Source organism: Pseudomonas sp. ACN8 (assembly GCF_002303925.1).
Classification (GTDB): Bacteria; Pseudomonadota; Gammaproteobacteria; order Pseudomonadales; family Pseudomonadaceae; genus Aquipseudomonas.
The window spans coordinates 95,043-120,784 of sequence record NZ_MRCS01000007.1; the positions used below are offsets into that span (position 1 = coordinate 95,043).

The following is a 25,742-nucleotide window of genomic DNA, read 5'->3' on the forward strand; positions in this document are numbered from 1 at the left end:
AATAAATTGCGGGATGCAGGAGAGATGCGTGCTCAAGAAACTGGGAATCAAAGGCCGCGTGCTGTTGCTGACCCTGCTGCCAACCAGCCTGATGGCGTTAGTGCTGGGGGGATATTTTACCTGGATGCAACAGGCTGACCTGCAAACCCAGCTCATGCAGCGCGGCGAAATGATCGCAGAGCAGTTGGCTCCACTGGCGGCGCCAGCCATGGGCCATCAGGACAACGAACTGCTCGAGCGCATCGCCACCCAGGCCCTGGAACAAACCGACGTACGGGCCGTGACCTTCCTGGCTCCTGACCGCACGCTGCTGGCCCACGCCGGCCCGACCATGCTCAACCAGACACCTTCCGGCAGTGGCACGCAGATGCTGCGCCGCAGTGGCAGCGATGCGACCCGCTATCTGCTGCCGGTATTCGGCAAACACCGCAACCTGGCCGGAGACGTGATTCCCGAAGAAGCCGACCGCCTGCTGGGCTGGGTCGAGCTTGAACTGTCCCACAACAGCATGCTGTTACGTGGTTACCGCAGCCTGTTCGCCAGCCTGATGCTGATTGCCGGGGGGCTGACGGGGGCGGCATTGCTGGCCCTGCGAATGGGGCGCACGATCAATCGGCCGTTGAGCCAGATCAAGCAGGCCGTGGCCCAACTCAAGGACGGTCATCTGGAAACCCGCTTGCCGCCCCTCGGCAGCCAGGAACTGGACGAACTGGCCTCCGGCATCAACCGCATGGCCGGCACCCTGCAGAACGCCCAGGAAGAATTGCAGCACAGCATCGACCAGGCCACCGAAGATGTGCGCCAGAACCTGGAAACCATCGAGATCCAGAACATCGAGCTGGACCTGGCGCGCAAGGAAGCCCTGGAAGCGAGCCGGATCAAGTCCGAATTCCTGGCCAACATGAGCCATGAAATCCGCACGCCGCTCAACGGCATTCTCGGCTTCACCCACCTGCTGCAAAAAAGCGAGCTCACCCCGCGCCAGCTCGACTACCTGGGCACCATCGAAAAATCCGCCGACAGCCTGCTGGGCATCATCAACGAGATTCTCGATTTCTCGAAAATCGAGGCCGGCAAACTGGTGCTCGACCATATTCCGTTCAACCTGCGCGACCTGCTGCAGGACACCCTGACCATCCTCGCCCCGGCCGCCCACGCCAAGCAGCTGGAACTGGTGAGCCTGGTGTACCGGGACACACCGCTGTCACTGGTGGGCGACCCGCTGCGGCTCAAGCAGATTCTGACGAACCTGGTGAGCAACGCGATCAAGTTCACCCGCGAAGGCACCATCGTCGCCCGCGCCATGCTCGAAGAAGAACACGAAGACACCGTGCAGTTGCGCATCAGCATTCAGGACACGGGCATCGGTCTGTCGAACCAGGACGTACGCGCCCTGTTCCAGGCCTTCAGCCAGGCCGACAACTCGCTGTCGCGGCAACCCGGCGGCACTGGCCTGGGCCTGGTGATTTCCAAGCGTCTGATTGAACAGATGGGCGGCGAGATCGGTGTCGACAGCACGCCGGGGGAAGGCTCGGAGTTCTGGATCAGCCTGAGCCTGCCGAAAACCCGCGACGATGCCGAAGACCTGCCCTGCGCACCCTTGCTCGGGCGCCGGGTGGCGGTACTGGAAAACCACGAGCTGGCGCGGCAGGCATTGCAGCATCAACTGGAAGACTGCGGCCTCAGCACCACACCGTTCAATACCCTGGAAAGCCTGACCAATGGCGTCACCGCCGCCCACCAGACCGACCAGGCGATCGACCTTGCCGTGCTCGGCATCACCAGTAACGACATGCCGCCGGAACGCCTGAACCAGCACATCTGGGACCTCGAACATCTTGGCTGCAAAGTGTTGGTGCTGTGCCCGACCACGGAACAGACGCTCTTTCATCTTTCCGTGCCCAACCCCCACAGCCAGCTCCAGGCGAAACCGGCCTGCACCCGCAAGCTGCGACGCTCCCTGTCTGACCTGGTCAGCCCGCGTCCGATGCGCAGCGAACCGGGCGAACCGCTGTCCAGTCGCGCCCCGAAGGTGCTTTGCGTCGACGACAATCCGGCCAACCTGATGCTGGTGCAGACCCTGCTCGAAGACATGGGCGCCAGGGTACTCGCGGTAGAAAGCGGTTATGCCGCCGTCAAGGCTGTGCAGAACGAGACATTCGATCTGGTGTTGATGGACGTGCAGATGCCCGGCATGGACGGTCGCCAGAGCACCGAGGCGATCCGCCAATGGGAAAGCGAACGCCATTGCACGCCTTTGCCGATCGTGGCCCTCACCGCTCACGCCATGGCCAACGAAAAACGCGCGCTGCTGCAAAGCGGCATGGACGACTACCTGACCAAACCGATCAGCGAACGGCAATTGGCCCAGGTGGTGCTGAAGTGGACCGGCCTGGCGCTACGCAATCACAGCCCGGAGCGCTCCGGCGATGGGCATGCTGGCGCTCAAGACCTGCTGGTGCTCGACCACGAGGAGGGCTTGCGCCTGGCCGCCGGCAAGGCTGACCTGGCTGCAGACATGCTGGCAATGCTGCTGGCGTCACTGGAGGCTGACCGCGAAGCCATCCGACAGGCTCAGCAAAGCAATGACCACAACGCCCTGATCGAACGGGTCCATCGCCTGCATGGCGCGACGCGTTACTGCGGCGTACCGCAATTGCGTGCGGCCTGCCAACGCAGTGAAACCCTGCTCAAGCAACAGGACCCGAAAGCCGGCGTGGCACTGGATGAGCTCGACCGGGCAATCAATCGCCTGGCGGCCCAGGCGCGTATGAATGCTTGATGCAGCGCAATCGCGAAGGGTTGCCGGCGAGCTAACCTGACGACTGTCGAATGCCGGCTTGCTCAACGGCGCAGGCCACCTTCAAGGAGCACCGCATGCGTACGATACTTTTCAGCAGCCAGAACTACGACCGCGACAGCTTCCTCGCGGCCGAGCAACCGCCCGGCATCGAGCTGCAATTTCAGCCTGCGCGCCTGAGCCTCGACACGGTGGCGCTCGCCCAAGGGTATGAAGCGGTTTGCGCATTCATCAATGATGACCTAGGCGCGGCGGTACTCGAACGCCTGGCCGCCGGTGGCACACGCCTGATCGCCCTGCGCTCGGCCGGTTACAACCATGTCGACTTGCCAGCGGCAAAGCGACTGGGACTGGCCATCGTGCGCGTCCCGGCCTATTCGCCCCACGCCGTGGCCGAACATGCCGTAGCGCTGATCCTCGCACTCAACCGCCGCTTGCCCCGCGCCTACAACCGCACTCGCGAAGGGGATTTCAGACTGCAGGGGCTGACCGGTTTCGATCTGGTGGGCAAGACCGTCGGCGTGGTCGGCACCGGTCAGATTGGCGCCACCTTCGCCAAAATCATGAGCGGATTTGGCTGCCAGTTACTGGCCTATGACCCCTACCCCAACCCACAGGTCGAAGCCCTCGGCGCGCGCTACCTGAGCCTGCCGCTATTGCTGGCCGACTCGCAGATCATCAGCCTGCACTGCCCGCTCAACGAGCAGAGCAGGCACTTGATCAACCGCGAGTCCCTGGCGCACATGCAACCGGGCGCGATGCTGATCAATACCGGACGTGGCGGCCTGGTGGACACCCCGCCACTGATCGACGCACTGAAAGACGGACGCCTGGGTTACCTGGGGCTGGATGTATATGAGGAAGAGGCGCAGTTGTTCTTCGAGGACCGCTCCGACCTGCCGTTGCAAGACGACGTACTGGCCAGGCTGCTGACTTTTCCTAACGTGATCGTCACCGCGCACCAGGCCTTCCTGACCCGCGAAGCGCTGGACGCGATTGCCGCCACCACATTGCGCAACATTGCAGCCTGGACGGCGGGCACCCCGGAAAACCAGGTCACGGGCGACTGAAACGGATCGAAGGTCATCTGCCTGCGCGATGCGGCGTGCAAGCCCGTGCTAGCATATCGCGCATATTTGGAGGACCCATGGTCGAACACGATTTCCGCTACAGCCTGATGAACCCGCAACACACCCTCACCGAATGCCGCGCCCTGGTGCCGGGGCGCTATCAAGTCACCGGCAACGGTGGTTCGATTCGCAACAATGACGTGCTGGTCGTGACCCTCAAGGGTGCCAGGGACTTGTCCATGCGCCTGACCGTCGAAACGGTTCGCCACCTGATCAACCCGCCCGGCCAATGGGTCGCGGTGGCCAGTGGCCCGGTGTTCGGCGAACTGGCCATCCACACCTGGCAAGTGAACTGTGACAGCTGCGCCAAAGAGCTGAGCTTCGAGTTCGCCGTCGATGCCAAGCTGGGCAACAAGGCCGAAAAACCTGCCGCCACCGCAAGGATTGCCGAATTGGGCTGGACCACCGTTGGCGAGAAACACCTGTGCCCGAAATGCCAGGAGCCTGCGTGATGAAACGCCTCGCTGTGAGCGCCATGGTCGGCGCCAGCCTGCTGGGCTGCGCCGCCGAGCCGGTGCAGCTTGAACACAATCGCAGCTACATTCTGGAGTGGATCGGCGAGCGGCCGTTGATGGACTACAGCCACCTGACCATCACCCTCGGCGAAGACGGCCGGGCGTACGGCAATGGCGGCTGCAACCACTGGTTTGCGCCGTACACCCTCGATGGCGACAAACTGACTTTCGGCAAAATCGGCAGCACCCGCAAATTGTGTGCACCGGCGCTGATGGAACAGGAAAAACGCTTCCTTCAGGCCCTGGAAAACGTCCAGCGCTGGGACGTCTCCCCGATCGAGCAGATCCGCTTCTGGCCAGCCGAAGGCAAGCCGCTGCGTTGGTGGCTTGAGGAGGGTTGATCGTAGCCTTGCAGGAGCCGGCTTGCCGGCTCCTGCAAAGTCAATTCTTCGCCTGCAACGCCTCAAGCTTGGCCATCACCCCCGCCGCCGTCTGTTCACCCATCAACTGCTCACGCACCTTGCCCTTGTCATCGATGATGTAGGTCACCGGCAACGCCTCGCTGCGCGGCAGCTCGAACAGTTCGGAAGGATCCTGGGCCAGCACGGTGAACCTGATCCCCAGTTTCTCGCTCGCGCCCTTCAGCTCTTGCCCCTGGACATTGTCGAAGTTGACCCCGAACACACCTATTTTCTTGTCCTTGAGCTGCTCGGCCAAGGCATTCAACTCCGGTATCTCGGTACGGCAAGGCCCGCACCATTCTGCCCAGTAGTTGAGCACCAGCCATTTGCCGTCCAGTCGGTCGGCGGCGATCTTGTGGCCGTCCTGGTCGATGCCATAGTCATTACCGCAGCCCCCCAGCATCAACGCTCCGATGATCGCCAATGCTGCTGCCAGTCGCCTTGTCATGTCGTGTTCCTTGTCAAAAATAAAATGCGCCTGCGACCCATCGCCTCTCACGGTTCTGGATTGCGCGCTGCACAGTTAGAATAGCTGCCACCTTACGCAAGATGCGACCCGCTCATGACCGATCTGACGCTTTATCACAACCCGCGCTGCTCGAAATCCCGCGGTGCGCTCGAACTGCTTGAAGCCCGTGGCCTGACCCCGACCGTGGTCCGCTATCTGGAAACCCCGCTGGACGCCGCGCAGATCCAGAGCCTGCTGGGCAAACTCGGGATCAGCACGCGGCAATTGCTGCGCACCGGCGAGGACGAGTACAAGACCCTCGACCTGGCTGACAGCAGCCTGAGCGAAGCGCAGTTGATCGCCGCCATCGCCGCCCACCCGAAACTGATGGAGCGACCGATACTCGAAGTCGGCGACAAGGCCATCATCGGCCGCCCACCGGAACAGATCCTGGAACTGTTGCCATGAGTGCACCGTACATTCTGGTTCTGTACTACAGCCGCAGCGGCTCGACCAACGAAATGGCCCGGCAGATCGCCCGTGGTGTCGAACAGGCCGGGCTTGAGGCCCGCCTGCGCACGGTGCCGGCGATTTCCTCCGAGTGCGAAGCCGTTTCGCCGGAGATTCCCGACGAAGGCGCACTCTATGCCAGCCTCGACGACCTGAAGAACTGCGCCGGCCTGGCGCTTGGCAGCCCGACCCGCTTCGGCAACATGGCCGCGCCGCTCAAGTACTTTCTCGACGGTACCAGCAACCTGTGGCTGACCGGCGCCCTGGTGGGCAAACCGGCCGGTGTGTTCACCTCCACCGCGAGCCTGCACGGCGGCCAGGAAACCACCCTGCTGTCGATGATGCTGCCGTTGCTGCACCACGGCATGCTGATCACCGGCCTGCCCTACAGCGAATCGGCACTGCTGGAAACCCAGGGCGGTGGTACGCCATACGGCGCCAGCCACCACGCCGGCGCCGATGGCAAAAGCGGTCTGGATGCCCATGAAGTGGCGCTGTGCCGCGCGCTGGGTATGCGCCTGGCCAAGACTGCACAGAAACTGGAGAGCTGAGGTGGCCAAGAAACCGAAGATCCTGCCCGCCCTCGAATGGCTCGAACCACGGGTCAAGGCGATGCGCGCCATCAGCCTGCTGTGTTTTTTCGGGCTGGTGGGATTGCTGTGTGTTTACTACCTGGCGATTGCCGATCTGCACGGGGCACGCCCCTGGGTGATCCTGTTGATCGAATTGGTGCCACTGCTGATTCTGGCACCGGGGATAATCATCGGCAGCCCTCGCGGGCATTCGTGGATGTGCTTCGTGGTGAACCTGTATTTCATCAAGGGCGCATTGGCGGCCTATGACCCGAACCGGCAAGTATTCGGTTTGCTGGAGATGGGCGCGAGCCTGGCGGTGTTTTGCTCGGCGTTGTTGTATGTGCGGTGGCGGTATCAGTTGAACCGCAAGCTGGCGGGTGAAGGCGAAATCTCTGTCGCCTGATCTGACGCCATCGCGAGCAGGCTCGCTCCCACAGAGGATTTTGTGAACGACACACATCCTCTGTGGGAGCGAGCCTGCTCGCGATTGGAGCGACTAGGTCTCAATGATTCACTGTGTAAGCCAGCATCATCGAAATCTGGCTCATCGGCCGCCCGCCACTTTCTTCATGCCACTGGTTGAACACGTCCTGGACCAACGCCAGGTCGCGCAGACTGCTCGGTACCTTGTCGATGATGTCCTGCGCATTCAACGCCGCCACCACGTCATAGCTCGGTACAAAGGTGTCCTTGCCGATCATCCGCAAGAAGCGCGGGGCCGACAGCCCGCCCAACTGATGCCCGCGCTTTTTCAGGAAGGTCCAGAGCCCGACGATATCGGTCACCGGCCAGTCGGCGATCAGCGCACCGAAGCTGCCTTTTTCATGGGCCACATCCAGTATGAACTGCGCATTACGCGGTACGCTCTTGAGCTTGCCCAAGTGACGGATGATCCGCGTGTCCTGCATCAGGCGCTCAAGGTGCTCGGCGCTCATCAGCACGACTTTTTCCGGGTCGAACTTGAAGAATACTTCTTCGAAGGCCGGCCACTTGGCATCCACCAGGCTGTGCTTGAGCCCGGCGCGGAATACCCGCAGCGCCATCGTCGAGAGGTAGCGGTCGTCGCTGATCTTGCGCAGTTGCGCCGGGGTCTTGGGAGCGGGCAGATGGGCTTCCAGTTCAGCCGCCGAACCGAAGCGGTTCAGACAGTATTCATTGAGCCACTTGTAATCGCGCATGCCCTCTCCTGAGAATTGAAAAATGAACTGCCAACTTGTGACAAAACCTGTGGGAGCCAGCCTGCTGGCGATGGCGGTGTATCAGTCAACCATGATGGGTCTGACACACTGCAATCGCCAGCAGGCTGGCTCCCACAGTAATTGGGGTTAGAGGTTGACCACGTTGACGAACCGCGAGGCCGCTGATTCGTCGATCTTCAGGCTGGTGAAGTCGAACAGATTGCGATCCGCCAATTGCGACGGGATCACGTTCTGCAGGCTGCGGAAAATGCTTTCGGTACGGCCCGGGGTCTTGCGCTCCCAGTCCAGCAGCATTTCCTTGACCACCTGACGCTGCAGGTTTTCCTGGGAACCACAAAGGTTGCACGGGATGATCGGGAATTGCTTGAAGTCCGAGTAAGCCTGGATGTCTTTTTCGTTGCAGTAGGCCAGCGGGCGGATCACCACGTTGCGACCATCGTCGGCGCGCAGTTTCGGTGGCATGGCCTTGAGCGAACCGTTGAAGAACATGTTCAGGAAGAACGTTTCGACGATGTCGTCACGATGGTGACCGAGGGCCATCTTGGTCGCGCCGATCTCATCGGCGAAGGTGTAGAGCGTGCCGCGACGCAGGCGCGAGCACAGCGAGCAGGTGGTCTTGCCTTCCGGAATCAGTTCCTTGACCACCGAATACGTGTCTTTCTCGACGATGTGGTACTCGATCCCCAGGTCCTTGAGGTAGGCCGGCAGCACGTGCTCCGGAAAGCCCGGCTGCTTCTGGTCCATGTTCACGGCCACGATCTCGAACTTGATCGGCGCGACCTTCTGCAAGTGCATCAGCACATCGAGCATGGTGTAGCTGTCCTTGCCACCGGACAGGCAGACCATGACCTTGTCGCCGTCTTCAATCATGTTGAAGTCGGCAACCGCCTCACCGGCCAGTCGGCGAAGGCGCTTTTGCAGTTTGTTCTGGTTGACCGTGAGAGTGCCCATGACGCGAAATCCGTGAGGTGTGACGAAAAGCCGGCATTTTACGCAAAAACACCTCAGGGGCGAAGTGCCTGGCCAAAAGGGCCGTTCGCCACAGACCCGGCGGCGATTAACAACCGGGTTTACAGCGCGATTTGCTCTAAAGCCCCTACTCCCTCTGGGGAAACTCCTCCCTATACTGCGACATAAGGTCACATACAAATTCAGACCTATGACTTGCTTGGCCACATTGGCCCGTAGGCGCTCCGCTGGGGGGCGATGGTAAAAACAAGAGGAGTGACTGGCATGATCCATCACGTAGTGGGGCTCTTCACCCACCCTGACCAAGAATGGAAAGAAATCCGTGGCGACCAGGAGGAAAGCATCAGCCACATGTACCTGACCCATACACTGATCCTGGCGGCGATCCCCGCCGTGTCTGCCTTTATTGGCACCACACAGGTCGGCTGGGTCATCGGCAATCGACCTCCCGTAATGCTGACCGTAGAAAGCGCGATATGGATGACGATCATGTCGTACCTGGCGATGCTCGGCGGTGTCGCGGTAATGGGCGCATTCATCCACTGGATGGCCCGCACCTATGACGCCAACCCAAGCCTCGCCCGCTGCATTGCGTTTGCAACCTACACCGCTACACCGCTGTTCATCGGTGGCCTCGCCGCCTTGTACCCGCATTTGTGGCTGGGGATGATCGTCGGCACCGCCGCCATCTGCTACACGGTGTACTTGCTGTACGTGGGCTTGCCGACATTCATGAACATTCCATCTGACGAGGGCTTCCTGTTTTCAAGTTCGGTGCTCGCCGTAGGCCTGGTGGTGCTGGTCGCCATCATGGCGTTCACAGTCATTGTCTGGGGACTCGGCGTGGGGCCGGTCTACACCAGTTAGCCGCTCATCACTGAAAATCGGAACTGCCGACAAAGGCCGCCGCAAGGCGGCCTTTTCATTCTTCAGCAACGAGGCGGCACACGACCATTCGTCAACCTGGCGATTCGCAAGGTCCGAGGGTTGCGGCATACTCGACCGCTCTGGAGATCCATCAAGCATGCCCGAGCAACTCAATACCCGCGTCGAAGACTGTTTCCAACAAGCCGAATCCTTTTTCAAACGACCTTTCAAGCGCCCCGTGGTGAGCCTCAAGCTGCGCGGGCAAAAAGCCGGTGTCGCGCATTTGCACGAGAACCTGCTGCGCTTCAACCCACAGCTGTACCGGGAAAACGCCGAAGATTTCCTCAAACAGACCGTTGCCCATGAAGTCGCACACCTGATCGCCCACCAGTTGTTCGGCGACCGCATCCAGCCCCATGGCGAAGAGTGGCAATTGATCATGCGCGGTGTGTACGAACTGCCGCCCAACCGCTGCCACACCTATGACGTCAAACGCCGCAGCGTGACCCGCTACATCTACAAGTGCCCGTGCGCCGACAGCGACTTCCCGTTCTCGGCCCAGCGCCACAGCCTGGTTCGGCAAGGACGGCGGTATTTGTGCCGGCGGTGTCGCAATACCCTGGTGTTCAGTGGGGAGATGCGGGTCGAATAGTTGAGTTTTGTAGTGGCTGCTCTGGCCTCATCGCCAGCAGGCTGGCTCCCGTAGGGGATCATCGGTCCACCATAGATGTGGGAGCGAGCCTGCTGGCGATGGCGATTTAGCAGGCACTAAAGAACCACCTGGGAACGCCGCAGTTCATCTATCCGCTCAACACTGAACCCCAGTTCCCCCAACACCTGATCCGTATGCTGCCCCAGCGCCGCGCCAATATGCCGGGGCTCAGGCAACCCTTGTGAAAACTTCAGCGGACAAGCCATCTGCGCCTGGGACGAGCCATCGCCCCGGGGCACTTCGGCCACCAACTCCCGCGCCTGCAACTGTGGATGATGCAGCGCTTCTCCCAGGCTCAACACCGGCTCGACACAGGCATCCAGTTCGGCAAACAGTGTGCGCAACTCAGCAAAGTCATGCTTTTCGAATTCGGCCTTCAGCGCGTCTTTAAGCTGTTTCTGCTGCGCCGGTTGCGCTGACAGGCCGAGACCGGCCAACGCTTCCAACCCCAACGCCGTGCACAGCTGTTTCATGAATACCGGTTCCAGGCTGCCCACCGAGAGCCAGCGGCCATCCCGGGAACGGTAGTAGTCGTAGAAACTGCCGCCATTGAGCACCTGGTTTTCCGGACCCGGCTCGACGCCGCAGGCCAGATACCCGGCACCCGCCATCGCATTGAGGCTGAACGCGCAGTCGGTCATGCTGACATCCAGGTGCTGGCCCTGACCGGTTTGCTGCCGGGCAACGACCGCCGCCAGCAAGCCAATCACCCCATGCAACGAGCCACCGGCGACATCCGCCACCTGCATGCCCAACGGCAAAGGCCCACTGTCGGCACGGCCGGTGTAACTCGCCAGACCGGACAGGGCCAGGTAGTTGATGTCATGGCCGGCGCGGTCCTTGTAGGGGCCGGTCTGGCCGTAGCCGGTGATCGACACATAAATCAATTTCGGATTGATCGCCTTCAGGGCTTCGTAACCCAGGCCCAGACGCTCCATGACACCCGGGCGGAATTGCTCGAGCACAATGTCGTAGTCCTGCAGCAACGACCTGATCACCTCCAGCGCCTCAGGCTGCTTGAGGTCCAGGGCGAGGCTGCGCTTGTTGCGGTTGAGGTAGGCATGACTGGCTGACACGCCTTGATCGTGGGGCGGCAACACCCGCAGCAGATCCATGCGGGTCGGTGATTCGATGCGCAGCACTTCGGCGCCCATGTCCGCCAGCAGCAACGAGGCGAACGGCCCCGGCAGCAGTGTCGAGAAATCCAGAACCTTGAGTGATGCCAGTGGACCGAGCATGGGCGTTCTCCCTTAATGATGCCCACAGCCTAGGCAGCCGATCGCTTTGCAGCAATCACCTTATACGCCACGTGCAGTGACCGTTGCGCTCAATCGTCGGGCATGAAAAAACCCGCCGAAGCGGGTTTTCTCATTACAACAAGGCTTACTTGGCGTTAGCTGGGGCTACCTCTTCGACGTGGCCCAAAACATCGTCTTTAGGCTCGTCGGCAATGCCGCGACCGCCCGAAGCCAGCTCGGCTTGCAGCACGTCGGTGTCCAGTTCCTTGACCCACTTGGCCACAACGATGGTGGCTACGGCGTTGCCGACCAGGTTGGTCAGGGCACGGGCTTCGGACATGAAGCGGTCGATACCGAGGATCAACGCCAGGCCGGCAACCGGCAGGTGGCCGACGGCGGACAGGGTGGCAGCCAGTACGATGAAACCCGAACCGGTCACACCGGCGGCGCCTTTGGAGGACAGCAACAACACCACCAGCAGGGTGATCTGGTGCGTGATGTCCATGTGGGTGTCAGTTGCCTGGGCAATGAACACGGCCGCCATGGTCAGGTAGATGGCAGTACCGTCGAGGTTGAACGAATAACCGGTCGGAATCACCAGACCTACGACGGATTTCTGTGCGCCCAGACGCTCCATCTTGATCAGCATGCGTGGCAGTACCGATTCCGAAGAAGAAGTACCGAGCACGATCAGCAGTTCTTCACGGATGTAGCGGATCATTTTCAGCACGCTGAAGCCGTGCAGGCGGGCGATGGAGCCCAGCACGAGCAGAATGAACAGCACGCAAGTGATGTAGAAGCAGGCCATCAGTTGACCCAGTTGCACCAGCGAGCCGACACCGTAGGCGCCGATGGTGAACGCCATGGCACCGAAGGCACCGATTGGCGCGAGCTTCATGATCATGTTGATGATGTTGAACATCACGTGAGCGAAGCGATCGATGAGGTCCAGCAGCGGCTTGCCGTAGGCCCCCAGGCGATGCAAGGCGAAACCGAAGATTACCGAGAACATCAGCACTTGCAGGATGTCGCCAGTGGCAAAAGCGCCGACGATGGTGCTCGGGATCACGTTCAGCAGGAAGCCGACAACGCTTTGGTCAGCACCGGCCGCCACGTAAGCGGCAACCTTGGAGGCATCGAGGGTGGTGACGTCGATGTGCATGCCATTGCCCGGCTGCACGATGTTGACCACGACCAGACCGACCAGCAATGCGATGGTCGAAACGATCTCGAAGTACAGCAGCGCGTAGCCGCCGGTCTTGCCGACCGCTTTCATGTCCTGCATGCCGGCGATACCGCTGACGACGGTGCAGAAGATGATCGGGGCGATGATCATTTTGATCAGCTTGATGAACCCGTCACCCAGCGGCTTTACCGCCACACCGAGCTGCGGATAGAAGTGACCGAGCAAAATACCGATGACAATTGCAACGATCACCTGGAAATACAGGGATTTGTACAGTGGCTGACGAGTCGTCATTGCAAAGTTCCTCAAGGGTGCCCGGTGACAACATCCATCTGTTGCCCGCAACACCGCAATTGCGAACCCTCCTGCACTGGAGGGATTTGTTTTTTCGAGCTGCGCAACGGCAGGCATCTGCATGTTGTATCGCAAGGCCCGTGCCACCTTCCGCAAAATCCCTGCAAGCCTTTTGATCTCAGGGGGCGCAGCGAATTCCCTGTTATCGGATGGATACAAGCATGTGGCGGATTTCCGCCCTTCCATTAAAAGTCGTCCTGCTATTTGGCGGATATCCGCCCTGTTCATGGCCGCGGCGCGCAGCTACCATCCGTCGATCAACGGTCAGATCTGCTGCCATGCGCGAACGCACCATTGCCAGTCATTTCGCCCGCGCCGCCCTGGGTGGTGCGCGTCGGCACGGCTACGACTATTCGGGCCTGCTACAGCAACTGGGCATCAGCCCCGAGTTGCTGGACGAGCCCCGGGCACGCATCGCTCCGGAGCAATTCGCCCAACTGATTCAGGCCTTATGGCTGGCACTGGACGACGAGTACCTGGGGTTCGGGCAAGCCCCAAGCAGGCCGGGCAGCTTCGCGATGATGTGCCATGCCGTGATTCACTGCCGCAACCTGGATAAGGCACTCCATCGCGGCTTATTGTTTTATAGCCTATTCCCCGGGGCTCCGCGTTTGACCCTGAGCCGCGAAGATGAATGGGTGCGCCTGAGCCTGGACGACTCGCAACTCTGGGACCCGGATCATTTCCTCAGCGAAAGCCTGCTGGTGATCTGGCACCGTTTCGGCAGCTGGCTGATCGGCCAGCGCATTCGCCTGGAGCAGGCCACGTTCAGCTACCCCCGGCCGGAACACGGCGCCGAGTACGACCTGCTGTTTTCCTGCCCGCTTGAGTTTTCCATGCCCCAGAGCAGCCTGTTGTTTCACAGCCGTTACCTGGCCATGCCGCTGTTACAGGACGAACGCACCCTCAAGCATTTCCTCGAGCGCTCCCCCGCCGACCTGCTCTCGCGCCCGGACGATGGCGACAGTTTGAGCAGCCGCCTGCGGCGCTTGCTCAGTCGCGACAGTTCACACTGGCCCGACCTGGAAGCCGTGGCCGCGCACCTGCACATCAGCCCGCAGACCTTGCGCCGGCATTTGCGGGAAGAGGGTTCGAGCTTTCAGGAGTTGAAGGACCAATTGCGCCGGGACATCGCGATTTATCACCTGAGCCGCGCCGACCTGTCGTTGCAACAGATCGCCGAGCAATTGGGGTTTTCCGAGCCTTCGGCGTTTCACCGGGCGTTCAAGAAGTGGACGGGGCTGACGCCGGGGGCCTATCGAGCTCAGGAAAACTGAGGTTCAAGGCTCAGCTACCTGGTGAACTCACTGACTTCATCGCGAGCAGGCTCGCTCCCACATTTGACAGTGTACTAAACCACCGGAAAATGAATCCGGAACGCCGCCCCGCCCATCGGTGAATCCCCCAGGGTCAGCTTGGCGCTGTAACTTTCGATGATGTCCTTGACCACCGCCAGGCCGATGCCCTGCCCCGGGTGCTGACGGTCCAGGCGCTCTCCGCGCTCGAGAATCCTTGCGCGCTGATCCTGTGGTACGCCAGGGCCGTCATCCTCGACACACAACTCGGTGCCGCTGAGGGTTTCACGAACGCTGATACGTATTTCGCCCAGGCAAAGGCGATAGGCGTTTTCCAGCAAGTTGCCCATCATCTCCAGCAAAGCGCCCTGCTCGATCGGTACGTAGCACGGGTCGGGCAGGTCGAACGCGACGTGCACGCGCTTGTCGCGATAGACCTTGTCCAGCGTGTCGCACAGGCTCTTCAGTACCGGTCGCAAGTGCACCTGATGACGTACCAGACCGCTTTTGCGCAGGCTGGCGCGCTGCAACTGGTAGCTGATCTGCTGGCTCATGCGTTCGATCTGGGTTTGCAGCACCCAGGCCTGATCGCGATCCTCGGGCCGCTGGGCCATGTCCTCACTGACGCCTTGCAACACCGCCAGCGGCGTTTTCAGGCTATGGGCCAGGTCGTCGAGGGAATCACGGTAGCGACTGCGCTGCTCACGCTCGCTGTGCAGTAAACGGTTGAGGGAACCGGTCAGGCGCAGCAATTCCCGGGGATGTTCCTCACTGAGGCTTTCGCGGGTGCCACCTTCGATCTGGTCCAGTTCCTGGCTCAAGCGCCGCAATGCCTGCAAGCCCCAGGTCAGGCCGATCCACAGCAACGCCAGCAGCACCAGCAGTGCCGCGCCAAAACCCAGATAGAGATTTTCCCGCAGGCCTTCGAGGGTCAGTTCGTACTCGCGAACCGGCTGCAATGCCACGATGCTGAAGGCTGCACTTTTGCCGCCGAGCAACTTGACCTCGACGTCGTAGACGAAGAATTCCTGACCGCTGGCTTCGCGGATCCGTGCAAACTCGCTGCCACGTCCGTCGTAGCGCGGCCTGTAGTTGATGCGTTCTTCCTGGGTCGCCTTCGAGCGCCAGACCAGATGCCCTTCACGGTCATAGATGTAGCCGAGCAATCGGCTGTCGGTGAGGTTGAAGCGCTCGTCAGGCAATTGCGCCGGCATCTGCAGGCTGTTGTTCTCCACCCGGGCGGCCGAGATCAGCGTGGTCACGTCGGATGCCAGGCGCTGCTCGATGGAATCCTGCAGCGCCAGGCTAAAGGCACCCTGCATCGCCGGCAGCAACGCCAGCATGAACAACACCGCCAACAGCGTGGCGGCAAGCATCAAGCGTATGCGCAGCGAACGGATCAAGTGCAACGCTCGTTGAACAGGTAGCCCAAGCCGCGCACGGTGTCGATCGGCTTGAACCCGCCCGGCCCCTCCAGTTTGCGGCGCAGACGGCCGACCAACACCTCGATTACATTCGGATCACGCTCGTCGTCATCCGGGTAGAGTTGTTCCATCAAGCGATCCTTGGGCACCACTTGCTGATGATGGCGCATCAGGTATTCGAGAATGCGGTACTCATACGCGGTCAGTGCCAACGGCTGTTCGTCAAGGGACGCCTGCTTGCGGTTCAGATCCAGCAGTAACGGACCAGCGACGATGGTCGACTGGGTGAAACCACTGGAGCGCCGCAGCAAGGCATTCAGGCGCGCCTCCAATTCTTCGAACTGAAACGGCTTGACCAGGTAATCATCGGCGCCGGCGGCCAGGCCTTCGACCTTGTCCTGCCAGTTGCCGCGCGCGGTGAGGATCAGAATCGGGAAGGTTTTGCCACTTGAGCGCAACTGGCGAATCAGGTCGAGCCCGCTCATGCCCGGCAGACCGAGGTCGATCACCGCCAGGTCAAAGTTGAACTGTGCGGCCTGGTACAGCGCCTCTTCGGCGTTGGCCACGGACTCGACCACGTGGCCGCTCTCCGTCAGGCGGGTTTGCAGGTGATGGCGCAGCAGCGCTTCATCTTCGATGACCAGCAATTTCATATTGCTCTCCCGGGCAAATCAACATCTCCATAGGCACAACGTCGCACCTCGATAGCTAACATGGCAACGGTCACTGTAGGAGCGAGCTTGCTCGCGAAGACGGCGTCACAGTCAACATTGATGTTGCTTGACACACCGCTTTCGCGAGCAAGCTCGCTCCTACAGGCTTCGCGTTGGCGCATGCCCTTGTCAGAAAGCGTAGTTGGCGGACAGGTAAGTCTGGGCGCTGCTGGTCAGGTCCAGCGAACCCTGCTTGCTGCCGCCGCGCTCACTCATCTCGGTGCTGGCGTTGCTGCGCAGGTAACGGTAACCCAGTTCAACCGAAGTGTTCTGCGAAACCTGTTGCAGCACACCCACCTGGCCACCGATGGCGTAGCCGATATCGCTGTCGCGGCTGAAGCCTGGCGACTCCTGAGTCATTTTGGTCAGGCCGGCCGTGGCGCCACCGAACAGCCTGGTGCTGCCGCCCACCGGGTAGAACAGATCGTAGCTGCCCAGGAGGTTTTCCTGACGAAGTTTAATGCCGTTGTGGGAGCCCGACACATTGTCGTAAGTGGCGTAGTAGCGGCCCTTGGTGTTTTGCTGGCCGAGACGAACACCCCAGGTGGTGTCCTTGCCGATCACGCCATCGGCGTTCGGGTGATTAAGGTTGTCGTTCAGGGCGTGGGATTTTTTGACCTTGTCGCTGGTCTGTCCAAGAGTCAGGCTGGCGAAGTTGTCGTCGGACGCGAAAGCTGCGGTGCTTGCGCCCAGAACCGTGAATGCCAGAAGCAGTTTTTTGAATCCAGTCATTGGGGAGTTTCCTCATGTGCCGTTTGTTTTTTGGGTACGGGGCAAGGTTACGCACCGCGCCCTGAACTCCCCCTGAACACACTCTGAACCTGGGCTGAACCGACCCGCCCCGAGTATTTCGAAACGTTTCAACAGCAGATCCGACCATGCAATGGACAAGGCCAGCGCCGACTACCAATGCGTCAGAAGCTTTGCACTACCCAGCCTCAAGCCAACCCGGCAAAATGCCTGATATGAATCCAACCTCCGCCCTGCCCGTCTGTTGCACCCCCCTCGATGACCATTGGCCACTGCCGTTTGTGCTGCCCGATACGGTCCTGTTGAGTACTCACTTCGATAGCACCCAACTGGCCAGCGATGACTTTCAGCGCAGTGCTGTCGAAGCACCGGCGAGCATCCAGCGCTCGGTGGCCAAACGGCAGGCGGAGTTTCTCGCCGGGCGAGTGTGCGCCCGGGCCGCGTTGCAGCGACTCGAAGGCTTGAGTTTCATTCCCGCCATCGGTGAAGACCGGGCACCGGTCTGGCCTGCTCATATCACTGGCTCGATTACCCACAGCACTGGCCGAGCCGCGGCGATCGTGGCGAACAAAAGCCATTGGCGCGGCCTGGGCATGGACCTGGAAAACCTGCTCAATGCCGAACGGGCCGAACGCCTGGCCGGGGAAATCCTCAATCCGCCGGAGCTCCAGCGCATGGCGGCGGCTGATCACGATCAACGGGCGTTGCTGGTCACCCTGACTTTCTCGGTCAAGGAAAGTCTGTTCAAGGCGCTCTATCCGATCGTTCGGCAACGCTTTTATTTCGAACAGGCCGAAGTGCTGGAGTGGCGTGAATCGGGCGAAGTGCGGTTGCGACTGCTCACTGACTTGTCCAGCGAATGGCGCAATGGCACCGAGCTGGATGCGCAGTTCGGGGTCAAGGACGGGCAGTTGTTGAGTCTGGTCAGTATCAAGGCCTGAGGTTAATTGGCGCCTGTCAGGCCGCCATCGCGAGCAGGCTCGCTCCTACAGGGATTTGTGGCGTGACATAGATCCCTGTAGGAGCGAGCCTGCTCGCGATGGGGCCCTATCAGACAACGCAACATTTCAGCGCTTTTCCTGATTTCTCGGCCAGCTCAGGCTGAAGCACGCTCCGCCCAGGCTCTTGCTCTTGCCGATCAACGCGCGCCCGTCATGCCAATGGATGATGCGTCGCACAATGGACAGGCCTAACCCATGACCTCCAGATGCACGGGTGCGGCTGTCGTCGAGGCGCAGGAACGGCGTAAAGATCTTCTCCCACGCCGACTCCGGCACGCCCGGCCCGTCATCCTCGATATCCACCCGGCAACGCTGCTGCCCCACCTGATAGCTGATGGTCACCCGTGATTGCGCATGGCGCATGGCATTAGTCACCAGGTTCTGGATCGCCCGATGCAGGTAGCGCGGTTCAGCCTCGACCCAGGCGTCGTCGTTATCGGCGGCCGACAGGCACAACCCGCGCTGCACCGTGACGTCGGCACGCAACGGCGCCAGCTCTTCGATCACCTGATCGACCAAGGCATCCAGATCGATCCGCTGAAAATTCAGCGCCGGCGAGCCCTGCTCCAACCGCGCGTAGGTCAGCATCTCGTCCACCAGCCGGTCGAGGTCCTCGATGTCGTGGTCCATGCCCTGGCAGTATTTTTCCAGGGCTTGCGGCGTGGTGGCCGAACCGATCATCTCCAGGCCAAAACGCAGGCGCGCCACCGGCGTGCGCAATTCATGGGATACCGCGCGCACCAGTTCGCGCTGGATCGCCAGCAACTGCTGCAAGTGTTCGGCCATGCCGTTGAACGCCGAGGCCAGTCGTCCCACCGAGTCCGCACCGCGAGCGGGTACGCGGGTTTCCAGGCTGCCCTTGGCGATGCGCGTGGCGGCGGCTTCGAGGCCACGCAAGCGTCGCTCGAGCTGGCGCACCAGCAGATAGACGATCAATCCGATCAGCGACAGGCCCAGGGCGGCGATCAGCACCAGCCACTCCGGCGGATAAGGATTCATCTGATACAACGGGCCGATTTCCAGGACCCACGGCGTGCCCACCATGCCGGCAAACACCCGGATCGAATCGCCCCCCTTGCCCAGCGCCATCACCGTGTCGCCCTCGGACACCCGGCGGCTCTGGTCTTCGTCCATGTCCGCCTGGTCGACCGTGACCAGCCGCAGGTCGAAGCCGAAACCCTTGCTTTCCTTCAGTTGCGCCAGGCGTAAGGGCTGGTCGGCAACCGGGGTGCGCACCAGCTCATCGGTCAACAGGTAGATGGTCGCCCGGGCCAGTTGTTCGCTGATCTGCTGCACTTCCCCGGTGAGCATCAACTGTTCCTTGTCGCTGACCAGCTTGTAGACCTTCGCCGCGTGCGGCCCGGTCTGTTCCACCAATGCCTGGCCGCGCAACACACGGGTGCGCTGGGTCAGGTCGAGGTCGGTCTCGGCAAAGGTTTTCAGCGCCAACGGAATCCCCAGCAGCCGCTCCCACACCAGCAAGGCCCGGTGGCGCTCGGTCTGGTTCATCGGTTGCAGGTTGTCGGCCATCAGTGAGAACGTGCCATGGGCCAGGCGTTCGCGGTATTGCTCGCTGCGCACCTCATTGAGCAGGTGCAACGCCAGCACACCGAGCACCGCCACCAGAATCAGCGCGGCGCACATGCCGCCATAGATACGCAGGAAGATCGAGTTCACAGGGACGGATCTACGCAAGCCTCGGGAACGAACAGATAGCCTTTGCTGCGCACGGTCTTGATCAGCCGTGGATGCTCCGGGTCATCGCCGATTTTCGGGCGGATGCGCGAGATGCGCACATCGATGGAACGGTCCTGACCGTCATAGCCGATGCCCCGCAGCGCGGTGAAGATTTCTTCCCGGGAGAGGATGCGCCCGGCATTGGCCACCAATAGCCAGAGCAAGTCGAATTCGGCGCTGGTCAGCTCGATGCCGTTGCCCTGCAACCAGGCTTCGCGCAAGGCGTTGTCGACGATCAACGGGCCGAACTGTAGACGCCGCTGTTTTTCCGGGGCGACTTCGGGCGTTTCACTGCGTCGCAGCAACGCCTGGATGCGCGCCAGCAACAGGCGCGGACGTACCGGTTTGCAAACGTAGTCGTCAGCCCCCAGGTCCAGGCCGAGAATCTGGTCAGTGTCATCGGTGCGGGCAGTGAGCATCAGGATCGGGCCGTCATAGCGGGCGCGGACCTTGCGGCAAATGCTCAGGCCATCTTCACCGGGGAGCATCAGGTCGAGGATCACCAGGTCCGGTTGTTCCTTGATGATGCGATTCGCAGCAAGCGCGCCATTACCTTCGATCGATACACGCAGGCCATTGGCTTCCAGGTAATCGCGGGTCAGTTCGGCCAGTCGCTGGTCGTCCTCCACAATCAATACCTGCCAGGCTTCTTGCTCCACGGGTGACCTCTGCTTGCCAAAAACACTAATAAGGAAGGTTCCGCCCGTCTTTTTGTAATGATTCGGGGGGACAAATATGTATACACGCTGGGCCGATTGTATAAACGCCGCCCGTCGAGAACACAAGCGGGTAAATGCGTTCGGACGACAGGGTTTTTTGTGATAGGGTTCGCGCCCTTAAAAATCCGAACGGCTGTTTTCAATCGCTGAAAATCAGTGAAAACCAGTCCGCTCCAGCTAGCTCGCGGCCTACACGCCCGTTCCATCTTTCACACACAATTTACGCACAGGTTTATCCACAGGCAGTACGTTGCAACCCCCTCAAAAACGCATTATCTTGTACCTGGGCGCTAAAAAAACCCTACATGTAGGGTTTTAGCTGAAAAGCCCAACCACATTTCAGACCACAAACTCAAGCGCTTTATCGCCAGTTTTGGTTGAACCAAGCACGATTTTACAAGCCCAAACCGCACAGGCGGATGGCACCGTTTTTTCAGGCCCGAATGGCCAGAACGGTACGGGTGTTGCAGTCATGACAGGCACCCTGAGAAAGGAATCCGGCTTCGAGCTCAGGCTCGGGGCCAAAGACTTCGGCACGGAAGCGGCATCATTAGCCTTTTTCCTACTGTCCCGAAGTTGTTATGCCCGACGCCATGTCGGTTGTAGTGCTTCAGGACAGAACGGTGGGCACCGTGATGGTGCCCAAACAAACATAGAGAATGTGGAGACACCCCCCCATGCAAACCGACACAACTCGCGAGAACCCGCAGGGCACCTTGCCGCAGGCCGCCGATTCGAATCCGGATCTGTCCGCCACCGCGCCAGGCCAGCTGCGTGTGATCAAGCGTAACGGCACTGTCGTTCCCTACACCGATGACAAAATCACCGTCGCCATCACCAAAGCGTTCCTCGCAGTTGAAGGCGGCACCGCTGCTGCCTCGTCGCGAATCCACGACACCGTTGCCCGCCTGACCGAACAGGTCACCGCGACCTTCAAGCGTCGCATGCCTTCGGGCGGCACCATCCACATCGAAGAAATCCAGGACCAGGTCGAACTGGCCCTGATGCGTGCCGGCGAGCAGAAAGTCGCTCGCGACTACGTGATCTACCGTGACGGTCGTTCGAAAGAACGCGCTGCCCACGCACCGGCCGAAGAAGCGGTCAACGCTCACCCGTCGATCCGCATCACCCGTGCCGACGGCAGCCTGGCGCCGCTGGACATGGGCCGCCTGAACACCATCGTCACCGAAGCGTGCGAAGGCCTGGAAGAAGTCGACGGCGACCTGATCCAGCGCGAAACCCTGAAGAACCTGTACGACGGCGTGGCCCTGACCGACGTCAACACCGCCCTGGTGATGACCGCCCGCACCCTGGTTGAACGCGAGCCGAACTACTCGTTCGTCACCGCCCGCCTGCTGATGGACACCCTGCGTGCCGAAGGCCTGGGCTTCCTCGAAGTGGCCGAGAGCGCCACTCACCACGAAATGGTCGACCTGTACGCCAAGGCACTGCCGGCCTACATCGCCAAAGGTATCGAGTTCGAACTGCTGAACCCTGTGCTGGCCACCTTCGACCTGGAAAAACTGGGCAAGGCGATCAACCACGAGCGCGACCAGCAGTTCACTTACCTGGGCCTGCAAACCCTGTACGACCGTTACTTCATCCACAAGGATGGCGTGCGTTTCGAACTGCCGCAGATCTTCTTCATGCGCGTGGCCATGGGCCTGGCGATCGAAGAGAAGCACAAAGAAGACCGCGCGATCGAGTTCTACAACCTGCTGTCGTCCTTCGACTACATGTCGTCGACTCCGACCCTGTTCAACGCCGGTACCCTGCGTCCACAGCTGTCGAGCTGCTACCTGACCACCGTGCCGGATGACCTGTCGGGCATCTACCACGCGATCCACGACAACGCCATGCTGTCGAAATTCGCTGGCGGCCTGGGCAACGACTGGACGCCGGTTCGTGCGCTGGGTTCGTACATCAAGGGCACCAACGGCAAATCCCAGGGCGTTGTTCCGTTCCTGAAAGTCGTGAACGACACCGCCGTTGCCGTTAACCAGGGTGGCAAGCGCAAAGGCGCTGTGTGTGCCTACCTGGAAACCTGGCACATGGACATCGAAGAGTTCATCGAACTCCGTAAGAACACCGGTGATGACCGTCGTCGTACCCACGACATGAACACCGCCAACTGGATCCCTGACCTGTTCATGAAGCGTGTCTTCGATGACGGCAAGTGGACCCTGTTCTCGCCATCCGAAGTACCGGACCTGCACGACCTGACCGGCAAGGCCTTCGAAGAGCGTTACGAGTACTACGAAGCCCTGACCGAGTACCCGGGCAAGGTCAAGCTGTTCAAGACCATCCAGGCCAAAGACCTGTGGCGCAAAATGCTGTCCATGCTGTTTGAAACCGGCCACCCATGGCTGACCTTCAAAGACCCGTGCAACCTGCGCAGCCCACAGCAGCACGTGGGCGTGGTCCACAGCTCGAACCTGTGCACCGAGATCACCTTGAACACCAACAAGGACGAGATCGCCGTTTGCAACCTGGGCTCGATCAACCTGCCGAACCACATCGTCAACGGCAAGCTGGACACCGCCAAGCTGGAACGCACCGTGAACACCGCCGTGCGCATGCTCGATAACGTGATCGACATCAACTACTACTCGGTGCCGCAAGCGAAGAACTCCAACTTCAAGCACCGTCCGGTCGGACTGGGCATCATGGGCTTCCAGGACGCTTTGTACCTGCAGCACATTCCTTACGGTTCCGATGCTGCCGTGCAGTTCGCCGACACATCCATGGAAGCGGTCAGCTACTTCGCGATCCAGGCGTCCTGCGACCTGGCTGACGAGCGTGGCGCCTACGAGACGTTCCAGGGCTCGCTGTGGTCCAAAGGCATCCTGCCGCTGGATTCGCAACAGATCCTGATCGAGGCCCGTGGCCAGAAGTACATCGATGTCGACCTGAACGAATCCCTGGACTGGGCACCTGTTCGCGCCCGTGTACAGAAAGGCATCCGTAACTCGAACATCATGGCCATCGCACCGACCGCAACCATCGCCAACATCACTGGCGTCTCGCAGTCGATCGAACCGACCTACCAGAACCTGTATGTGAAATCGAACCTGTCGGGCGAATTCACCGTGATCAACCCGTACCTGGTTCGCGACCTGAAGGCTCGCGGCCTGTGGGACTCGGTCATGATCAACGACCTGAAGTACTACGACGGTTCGGTGCAGCAGATCGAGCGCATCCCGCAGGAACTCAAAGAGCTCTACGCGACTGCCTTCGAAGTGGACACCAAGTGGATCGTCGACGCCGCCAGCCGTCGCCAGAAGTGGATCGACCAGGCTCAGTCGCTGAACCTGTACATCGCCGGCGCTTCGGGCAAGAAGCTGGACGTGACCTACCGCATGGCTTGGTACCGTGGTCTGAAAACCACTTACTACCTCCGTGCCCTGGCTGCGACCAGCACCGAGAAGTCGACCATCAACACCGGCAAGCTGAACGCTGTTTCCAGCGGCGGCAACCACGGTGACGACTCGGTCCTGGCAGCGCCTGCCGGCCCTGCTCCAGTGCCGAAGGCTTGCGCCATCGACGAGCCGGATTGCGAAGCTTGCCAGTAAGCTGAGCCCGTGAGCGCCGCAAGGCGCTTACTCGAAACCCCCGATCAGCCTCTGGCGGGTCGGGGGTTTTCTTTTGCCCCAAGGAAAATGGTGCCCGGTCTGACACCATCGCGAGCAGGCTCGCTCCTACAGTTGATCGTGTTTATCTGGAAAGACCAGTTCAGCCTGCTCGCGATGAGGCCGTCACCTCCAACACAAAACCATAGGCCACAAAAAAGCCCCTCTACGAGGGGCTCCTTGCACAGCACAATCCAGCATCAAGTCATCTGAATGATGGTCTGCATGATGGTGCTCTGGGTGGAGATGGTCTTGGCGTTCGCCTGGTAGTTGCTCTGCGCCTTGATCAAGTCGACCAGTTCGTTGGTCAGGTTGACGTTGGACTCCTCCAGGGAGTTGGAAACGATCGAACCCAGCGTGCCGGTTTCCGGCGCATCGTAGCCCGGAATGCCCGAGTTGTAGGTTTCCTTCCAGCTAGTGCCACCCACCGGCTGCAGACCTTGTTCGTTGGTGAAACTGGCCAACGAAATCTGACCGATTGGCTTGGTCTGGTTGTTGCTGAAGTTGGCCAGCAGTACGCCGCTGCCGTCGATGGTCAGGTTGGTGATCTGGCCCGTGGCATAACCGTTCTGCGACGGAATCGAACGCGCGGTGTCGGCGTTGAACTGGGTGGTGTTGCCCATGGCGATGGTCAGGCCCGCCGGGTCGGCTGCTGCGCCGTTGGCTGTCCAGACACCGTTGGTGACGGTGCCCGGCGTCCAGTTGCTGATTTTCAGGTCATCGCTGGTGGTCGATGTTGGCGGGGTCGTCGGCGGCGTCACTGGCGTGGTGACCGAAACCAGTTTACCGGATGTATCAAATGTCATGGTCGAAGCAATTGGATCAACTGCACCCGTGCCGGTAGGCGAGGAGCCGTCCGGGTTGCGGCCATCGATCAGGGTGTAGGTATCCCAAGTGTTCGGCCCGGTCTTGACCATGTATTGATCCATGGTGTGCTGGTTACCCTGAGTGTCGAAAATCGGGGTACTGAACTGCTTGGTGAAAGTTGCCTGTTTGGTCGGATCGAATTTGTTGGTAGCGACCGACTGATCAATCACCACGGCCGTAGAGTTCAGGTTGATCGTGGACGAAACGGTGCTGGTGGATTTTGGCGCCAGATTGGAGGTGTCGATCCGCAGGTCGGTCAACACGCCATTGAGGATCTTGCCATTGGAGTCCACGCCATAACCCTGCAGACGAGCCGTACCGTCGCTGTTCGTCACGTAGCCATCCTTGTCGGTCTTGAACGTACCGGCACGGGTGTAGGTCAGCGAACCGTTGTTGCTCATGACGAAGAAGCCGTTGCCCTGGATTCCCATGTCGAGCACGTTGCCGGTGTTGTTCACGTCACCCTGGCCGAACTGCTGGGAAATGTTGGCCAGGCGCACGCCGTTGCCGACGGTCTTGCTGCCGGTGCCCAGGCGAGTTGCCGAGTACACATCTTCGAATTCCGCACGGGACGATTTGAACCCGGTGGTCGCGACGTTGGCGATGTTGTTGCCGGTCACGTCCAGTTGTTTGTTGGATGCAAAGAGACCGCTAAGGCCGATATTAAAAGACATAATCCACTCCTTTGTGCCGGGTTAGTCGG

General features: G+C 60.6%; 23 protein-coding genes. 12 read left to right on the forward strand and 11 right to left on the reverse strand.

The window, feature by feature from the left end:
- Positions 1–28 precede the first annotated feature (28 nt).
- The 4 genes from BSF44_RS05770 (at position 29) to BSF44_RS05785 (ending at position 4,786) form a co-directional block, all read left to right on the forward strand.
- Positions 29–2,782: a response regulator gene (locus BSF44_RS05770; RefSeq protein ID WP_095942671.1), complete on the forward strand. Its 2,754-nt coding sequence runs from the start codon at positions 29–31 to the stop codon at positions 2,780–2,782.
- 95 nt (positions 2,783–2,877) lie between these two features.
- Positions 2,878–3,870 carry a 2-hydroxyacid dehydrogenase gene (locus BSF44_RS05775; RefSeq protein ID WP_095942672.1) on the forward strand — a complete coding sequence of 331 codons (993 nt, stop codon included), beginning with the start codon at positions 2,878–2,880 and terminating at the stop codon, positions 3,868–3,870.
- A gap of 77 nt (positions 3,871–3,947) precedes the next feature.
- A complete protein-coding gene (locus BSF44_RS05780) occupies positions 3,948–4,382 on the forward strand; it encodes a hypothetical protein (RefSeq protein WP_095942673.1) in 435 nt (144 codons plus the stop codon).
- Entirely contained in the window at positions 4,382–4,786 is a 405-nt protein-coding gene (locus BSF44_RS05785) for an META domain-containing protein (protein WP_095942674.1), read from the forward strand. Before BSF44_RS05780 ends, BSF44_RS05785 begins: the two co-directional genes overlap by 1 nt.
- 40 nt (positions 4,787–4,826) lie before the next feature.
- On the opposite strand, the gene BSF44_RS05790 is transcribed toward BSF44_RS05785, so the two are convergent.
- Positions 4,827–5,294 (reverse strand): TlpA disulfide reductase family protein, encoded by a 468-nt coding sequence (locus BSF44_RS05790; protein ID WP_095942675.1) that lies wholly within the window; start codon positions 5,292–5,294, stop codon positions 4,827–4,829.
- A gap of 114 nt (positions 5,295–5,408) precedes the next feature.
- Between BSF44_RS05790 and arsC the strand changes: the two genes are divergently transcribed.
- The 3 genes from arsC to BSF44_RS05805 are packed head-to-tail and all read left to right on the forward strand — an operon-like array spanning position 5,409 to position 6,782.
- The gene (gene arsC, locus BSF44_RS05795) at positions 5,409–5,762 is read left to right on the forward strand and encodes an arsenate reductase (glutaredoxin) (protein ID WP_095942676.1); all 354 of its coding nucleotides are present in this window, start codon (positions 5,409–5,411) and stop codon (positions 5,760–5,762) included.
- A complete protein-coding gene (gene wrbA / locus BSF44_RS05800; protein WP_095942677.1) occupies positions 5,759–6,355 on the forward strand; it encodes an NAD(P)H:quinone oxidoreductase in 597 nt (198 codons plus the stop codon). The genes arsC and wrbA overlap by 4 nt, the downstream gene beginning before the upstream one ends.
- Before the next feature lies 1 nt (position 6,356).
- Positions 6,357–6,782 carry a DUF2069 domain-containing protein gene (locus BSF44_RS05805; RefSeq protein WP_095942678.1) on the forward strand — a complete coding sequence of 142 codons (426 nt, stop codon included), beginning with the start codon at positions 6,357–6,359 and terminating at the stop codon, positions 6,780–6,782.
- Positions 6,783–6,882: 100 nt separating this feature from the next.
- On the opposite strand, the gene BSF44_RS05810 is transcribed toward BSF44_RS05805, so the two are convergent.
- Both BSF44_RS05810 and ttcA read right to left on the reverse strand, forming a co-directional pair.
- Entirely contained in the window at positions 6,883–7,557 is a 675-nt protein-coding gene (locus BSF44_RS05810; protein ID WP_095942679.1) for a DNA-3-methyladenine glycosylase I, read from the reverse strand.
- Positions 7,558–7,704: 147 nt separating this feature from the next.
- Positions 7,705–8,529: a tRNA 2-thiocytidine(32) synthetase TtcA gene (gene ttcA / locus BSF44_RS05815; protein ID WP_095942680.1), complete on the reverse strand. Its 825-nt coding sequence runs from the start codon at positions 8,527–8,529 to the stop codon at positions 7,705–7,707.
- A 282-nt stretch (positions 8,530–8,811) separates the two neighbouring features.
- On the opposite strand from ttcA, the gene BSF44_RS05820 reads away from it, so the two are divergent.
- Entirely contained in the window at positions 8,812–9,414 is a 603-nt protein-coding gene (locus BSF44_RS05820) for a Yip1 family protein (protein WP_008051494.1), read from the forward strand.
- Positions 9,415–9,571: 157 nt separating this feature from the next.
- Positions 9,572–10,066, forward strand: a complete 495-nt coding sequence (locus BSF44_RS05825) for a SprT family zinc-dependent metalloprotease (protein WP_095942681.1) — start codon at positions 9,572–9,574, stop codon at positions 10,064–10,066.
- 116 nt (positions 10,067–10,182) lie between these two features.
- On the opposite strand, the gene BSF44_RS05830 is transcribed toward BSF44_RS05825, so the two are convergent.
- The gene (locus tag BSF44_RS05830; protein ID WP_095942682.1) at positions 10,183–11,364 is read right to left on the reverse strand and encodes a CaiB/BaiF CoA-transferase family protein; all 1,182 of its coding nucleotides are present in this window, start codon (positions 11,362–11,364) and stop codon (positions 10,183–10,185) included.
- Positions 11,365–11,509: 145 nt separating this feature from the next.
- A complete protein-coding gene (locus BSF44_RS05835; RefSeq protein WP_095942683.1) occupies positions 11,510–12,844 on the reverse strand; it encodes a dicarboxylate/amino acid:cation symporter in 1,335 nt (444 codons plus the stop codon).
- A 338-nt stretch (positions 12,845–13,182) separates the two neighbouring features.
- Between BSF44_RS05835 and BSF44_RS05840 the strand changes: the two genes are divergently transcribed.
- Positions 13,183–14,181: an AraC family transcriptional regulator gene (locus BSF44_RS05840; RefSeq protein WP_095942684.1), complete on the forward strand. Its 999-nt coding sequence runs from the start codon at positions 13,183–13,185 to the stop codon at positions 14,179–14,181.
- Between the two features lie 74 nt (positions 14,182–14,255).
- Here BSF44_RS05840 and BSF44_RS05845 read toward each other — a convergent pair whose 3' ends face one another.
- The 3 genes from BSF44_RS05845 to BSF44_RS05855 form a co-directional block, all read right to left on the reverse strand.
- On the reverse strand, positions 14,256–15,602 hold the full coding sequence (locus BSF44_RS05845) for an ATP-binding protein (RefSeq protein WP_095942685.1): 1,347 nt from the start codon (positions 15,600–15,602) through the stop codon (positions 14,256–14,258).
- Positions 15,599–16,276 (reverse strand): response regulator transcription factor, encoded by a 678-nt coding sequence (locus BSF44_RS05850; protein WP_095942686.1) that lies wholly within the window; start codon positions 16,274–16,276, stop codon positions 15,599–15,601. Before BSF44_RS05850 ends, BSF44_RS05845 begins: the two co-directional genes overlap by 4 nt.
- 189 nt (positions 16,277–16,465) lie before the next feature.
- Entirely contained in the window at positions 16,466–17,068 is a 603-nt protein-coding gene (locus BSF44_RS05855; protein ID WP_095942687.1) for a hypothetical protein, read from the reverse strand.
- A 233-nt stretch (positions 17,069–17,301) separates the two neighbouring features.
- Between BSF44_RS05855 and BSF44_RS05860 the strand changes: the two genes are divergently transcribed.
- Positions 17,302–18,027, forward strand: a complete 726-nt coding sequence (locus BSF44_RS05860; protein ID WP_218194544.1) for a 4'-phosphopantetheinyl transferase — start codon at positions 17,302–17,304, stop codon at positions 18,025–18,027.
- Between the two features lie 126 nt (positions 18,028–18,153).
- Here the strand turns inward: BSF44_RS05860 and BSF44_RS05865 are convergent, their stop codons facing one another.
- Together BSF44_RS05865 and BSF44_RS05870 are read right to left on the reverse strand one after the other, a co-directional pair.
- Positions 18,154–19,764: an ATP-binding protein gene (locus tag BSF44_RS05865; RefSeq protein WP_095942689.1), complete on the reverse strand. Its 1,611-nt coding sequence runs from the start codon at positions 19,762–19,764 to the stop codon at positions 18,154–18,156.
- Positions 19,761–20,483 (reverse strand): response regulator, encoded by a 723-nt coding sequence (locus BSF44_RS05870; protein ID WP_008051517.1) that lies wholly within the window; start codon positions 20,481–20,483, stop codon positions 19,761–19,763. Before BSF44_RS05870 ends, BSF44_RS05865 begins: the two co-directional genes overlap by 4 nt.
- Positions 20,484–21,220: 737 nt before the next feature.
- Here BSF44_RS05870 and BSF44_RS05875 point away from each other — a divergent pair.
- Positions 21,221–24,115 (forward strand): ribonucleoside-diphosphate reductase subunit alpha, encoded by a 2,895-nt coding sequence (locus BSF44_RS05875; RefSeq protein WP_095942690.1) that lies wholly within the window; start codon positions 21,221–21,223, stop codon positions 24,113–24,115.
- Positions 24,116–24,372: 257 nt separating this feature from the next.
- On the opposite strand, the gene flgE is transcribed toward BSF44_RS05875, so the two are convergent.
- Entirely contained in the window at positions 24,373–25,713 is a 1,341-nt protein-coding gene (gene flgE / locus BSF44_RS05880) for a flagellar hook protein FlgE (RefSeq protein ID WP_095942691.1), read from the reverse strand.
- Positions 25,714–25,742 lie beyond the last annotated feature (29 nt).

Bases quoted from the DNA above. Each gene is read 5' to 3' on its own strand.
- BSF44_RS05775 (WP_095942672.1), top strand. From the start codon at position 2,878: ATGCGTACGATACTTTTCAGCAGCCAGAACTACGACCGCGACAGCTTC.
- BSF44_RS05780 (WP_095942673.1), top strand. From the start codon at position 3,948: ATGGTCGAACACGATTTCCGCTACAGCCTGATGAACCCGCAACACACC.
- BSF44_RS05785 (WP_095942674.1), top strand. From the start codon at position 4,382: ATGAAACGCCTCGCTGTGAGCGCCATGGTCGGCGCCAGCCTGCTGGGC.
- BSF44_RS05790 (WP_095942675.1), bottom strand. From the start codon at position 5,294: ATGACAAGGCGACTGGCAGCAGCATTGGCGATCATCGGAGCGTTGATG.
- arsC (WP_095942676.1), top strand. From the start codon at position 5,409: ATGACCGATCTGACGCTTTATCACAACCCGCGCTGCTCGAAATCCCGC.
- wrbA (WP_095942677.1), top strand. From the start codon at position 5,759: ATGAGTGCACCGTACATTCTGGTTCTGTACTACAGCCGCAGCGGCTCG.
- BSF44_RS05810 (WP_095942679.1), bottom strand. From the start codon at position 7,557: ATGCGCGATTACAAGTGGCTCAATGAATACTGTCTGAACCGCTTCGGT.
- ttcA (WP_095942680.1), bottom strand. From the start codon at position 8,529: ATGGGCACTCTCACGGTCAACCAGAACAAACTGCAAAAGCGCCTTCGC.
- BSF44_RS05820 (WP_008051494.1), top strand. From the start codon at position 8,812: ATGATCCATCACGTAGTGGGGCTCTTCACCCACCCTGACCAAGAATGG.
- BSF44_RS05825 (WP_095942681.1), top strand. From the start codon at position 9,572: ATGCCCGAGCAACTCAATACCCGCGTCGAAGACTGTTTCCAACAAGCC.
- BSF44_RS05830 (WP_095942682.1), bottom strand. From the start codon at position 11,364: ATGCTCGGTCCACTGGCATCACTCAAGGTTCTGGATTTCTCGACACTG.
- BSF44_RS05835 (WP_095942683.1), bottom strand. From the start codon at position 12,844: ATGACGACTCGTCAGCCACTGTACAAATCCCTGTATTTCCAGGTGATC.
- BSF44_RS05840 (WP_095942684.1), top strand. From the start codon at position 13,183: ATGCGCGAACGCACCATTGCCAGTCATTTCGCCCGCGCCGCCCTGGGT.
- BSF44_RS05850 (WP_095942686.1), bottom strand. From the start codon at position 16,276: ATGAAATTGCTGGTCATCGAAGATGAAGCGCTGCTGCGCCATCACCTG.
- BSF44_RS05855 (WP_095942687.1), bottom strand. From the start codon at position 17,068: ATGACTGGATTCAAAAAACTGCTTCTGGCATTCACGGTTCTGGGCGCA.
- BSF44_RS05860 (WP_218194544.1), top strand. From the start codon at position 17,302: ATGAATCCAACCTCCGCCCTGCCCGTCTGTTGCACCCCCCTCGATGAC.
- BSF44_RS05875 (WP_095942690.1), top strand. From the start codon at position 21,221: ATGCAAACCGACACAACTCGCGAGAACCCGCAGGGCACCTTGCCGCAG.
- flgE (WP_095942691.1), bottom strand. From the start codon at position 25,713: ATGTCTTTTAATATCGGCCTTAGCGGTCTCTTTGCATCCAACAAACAA.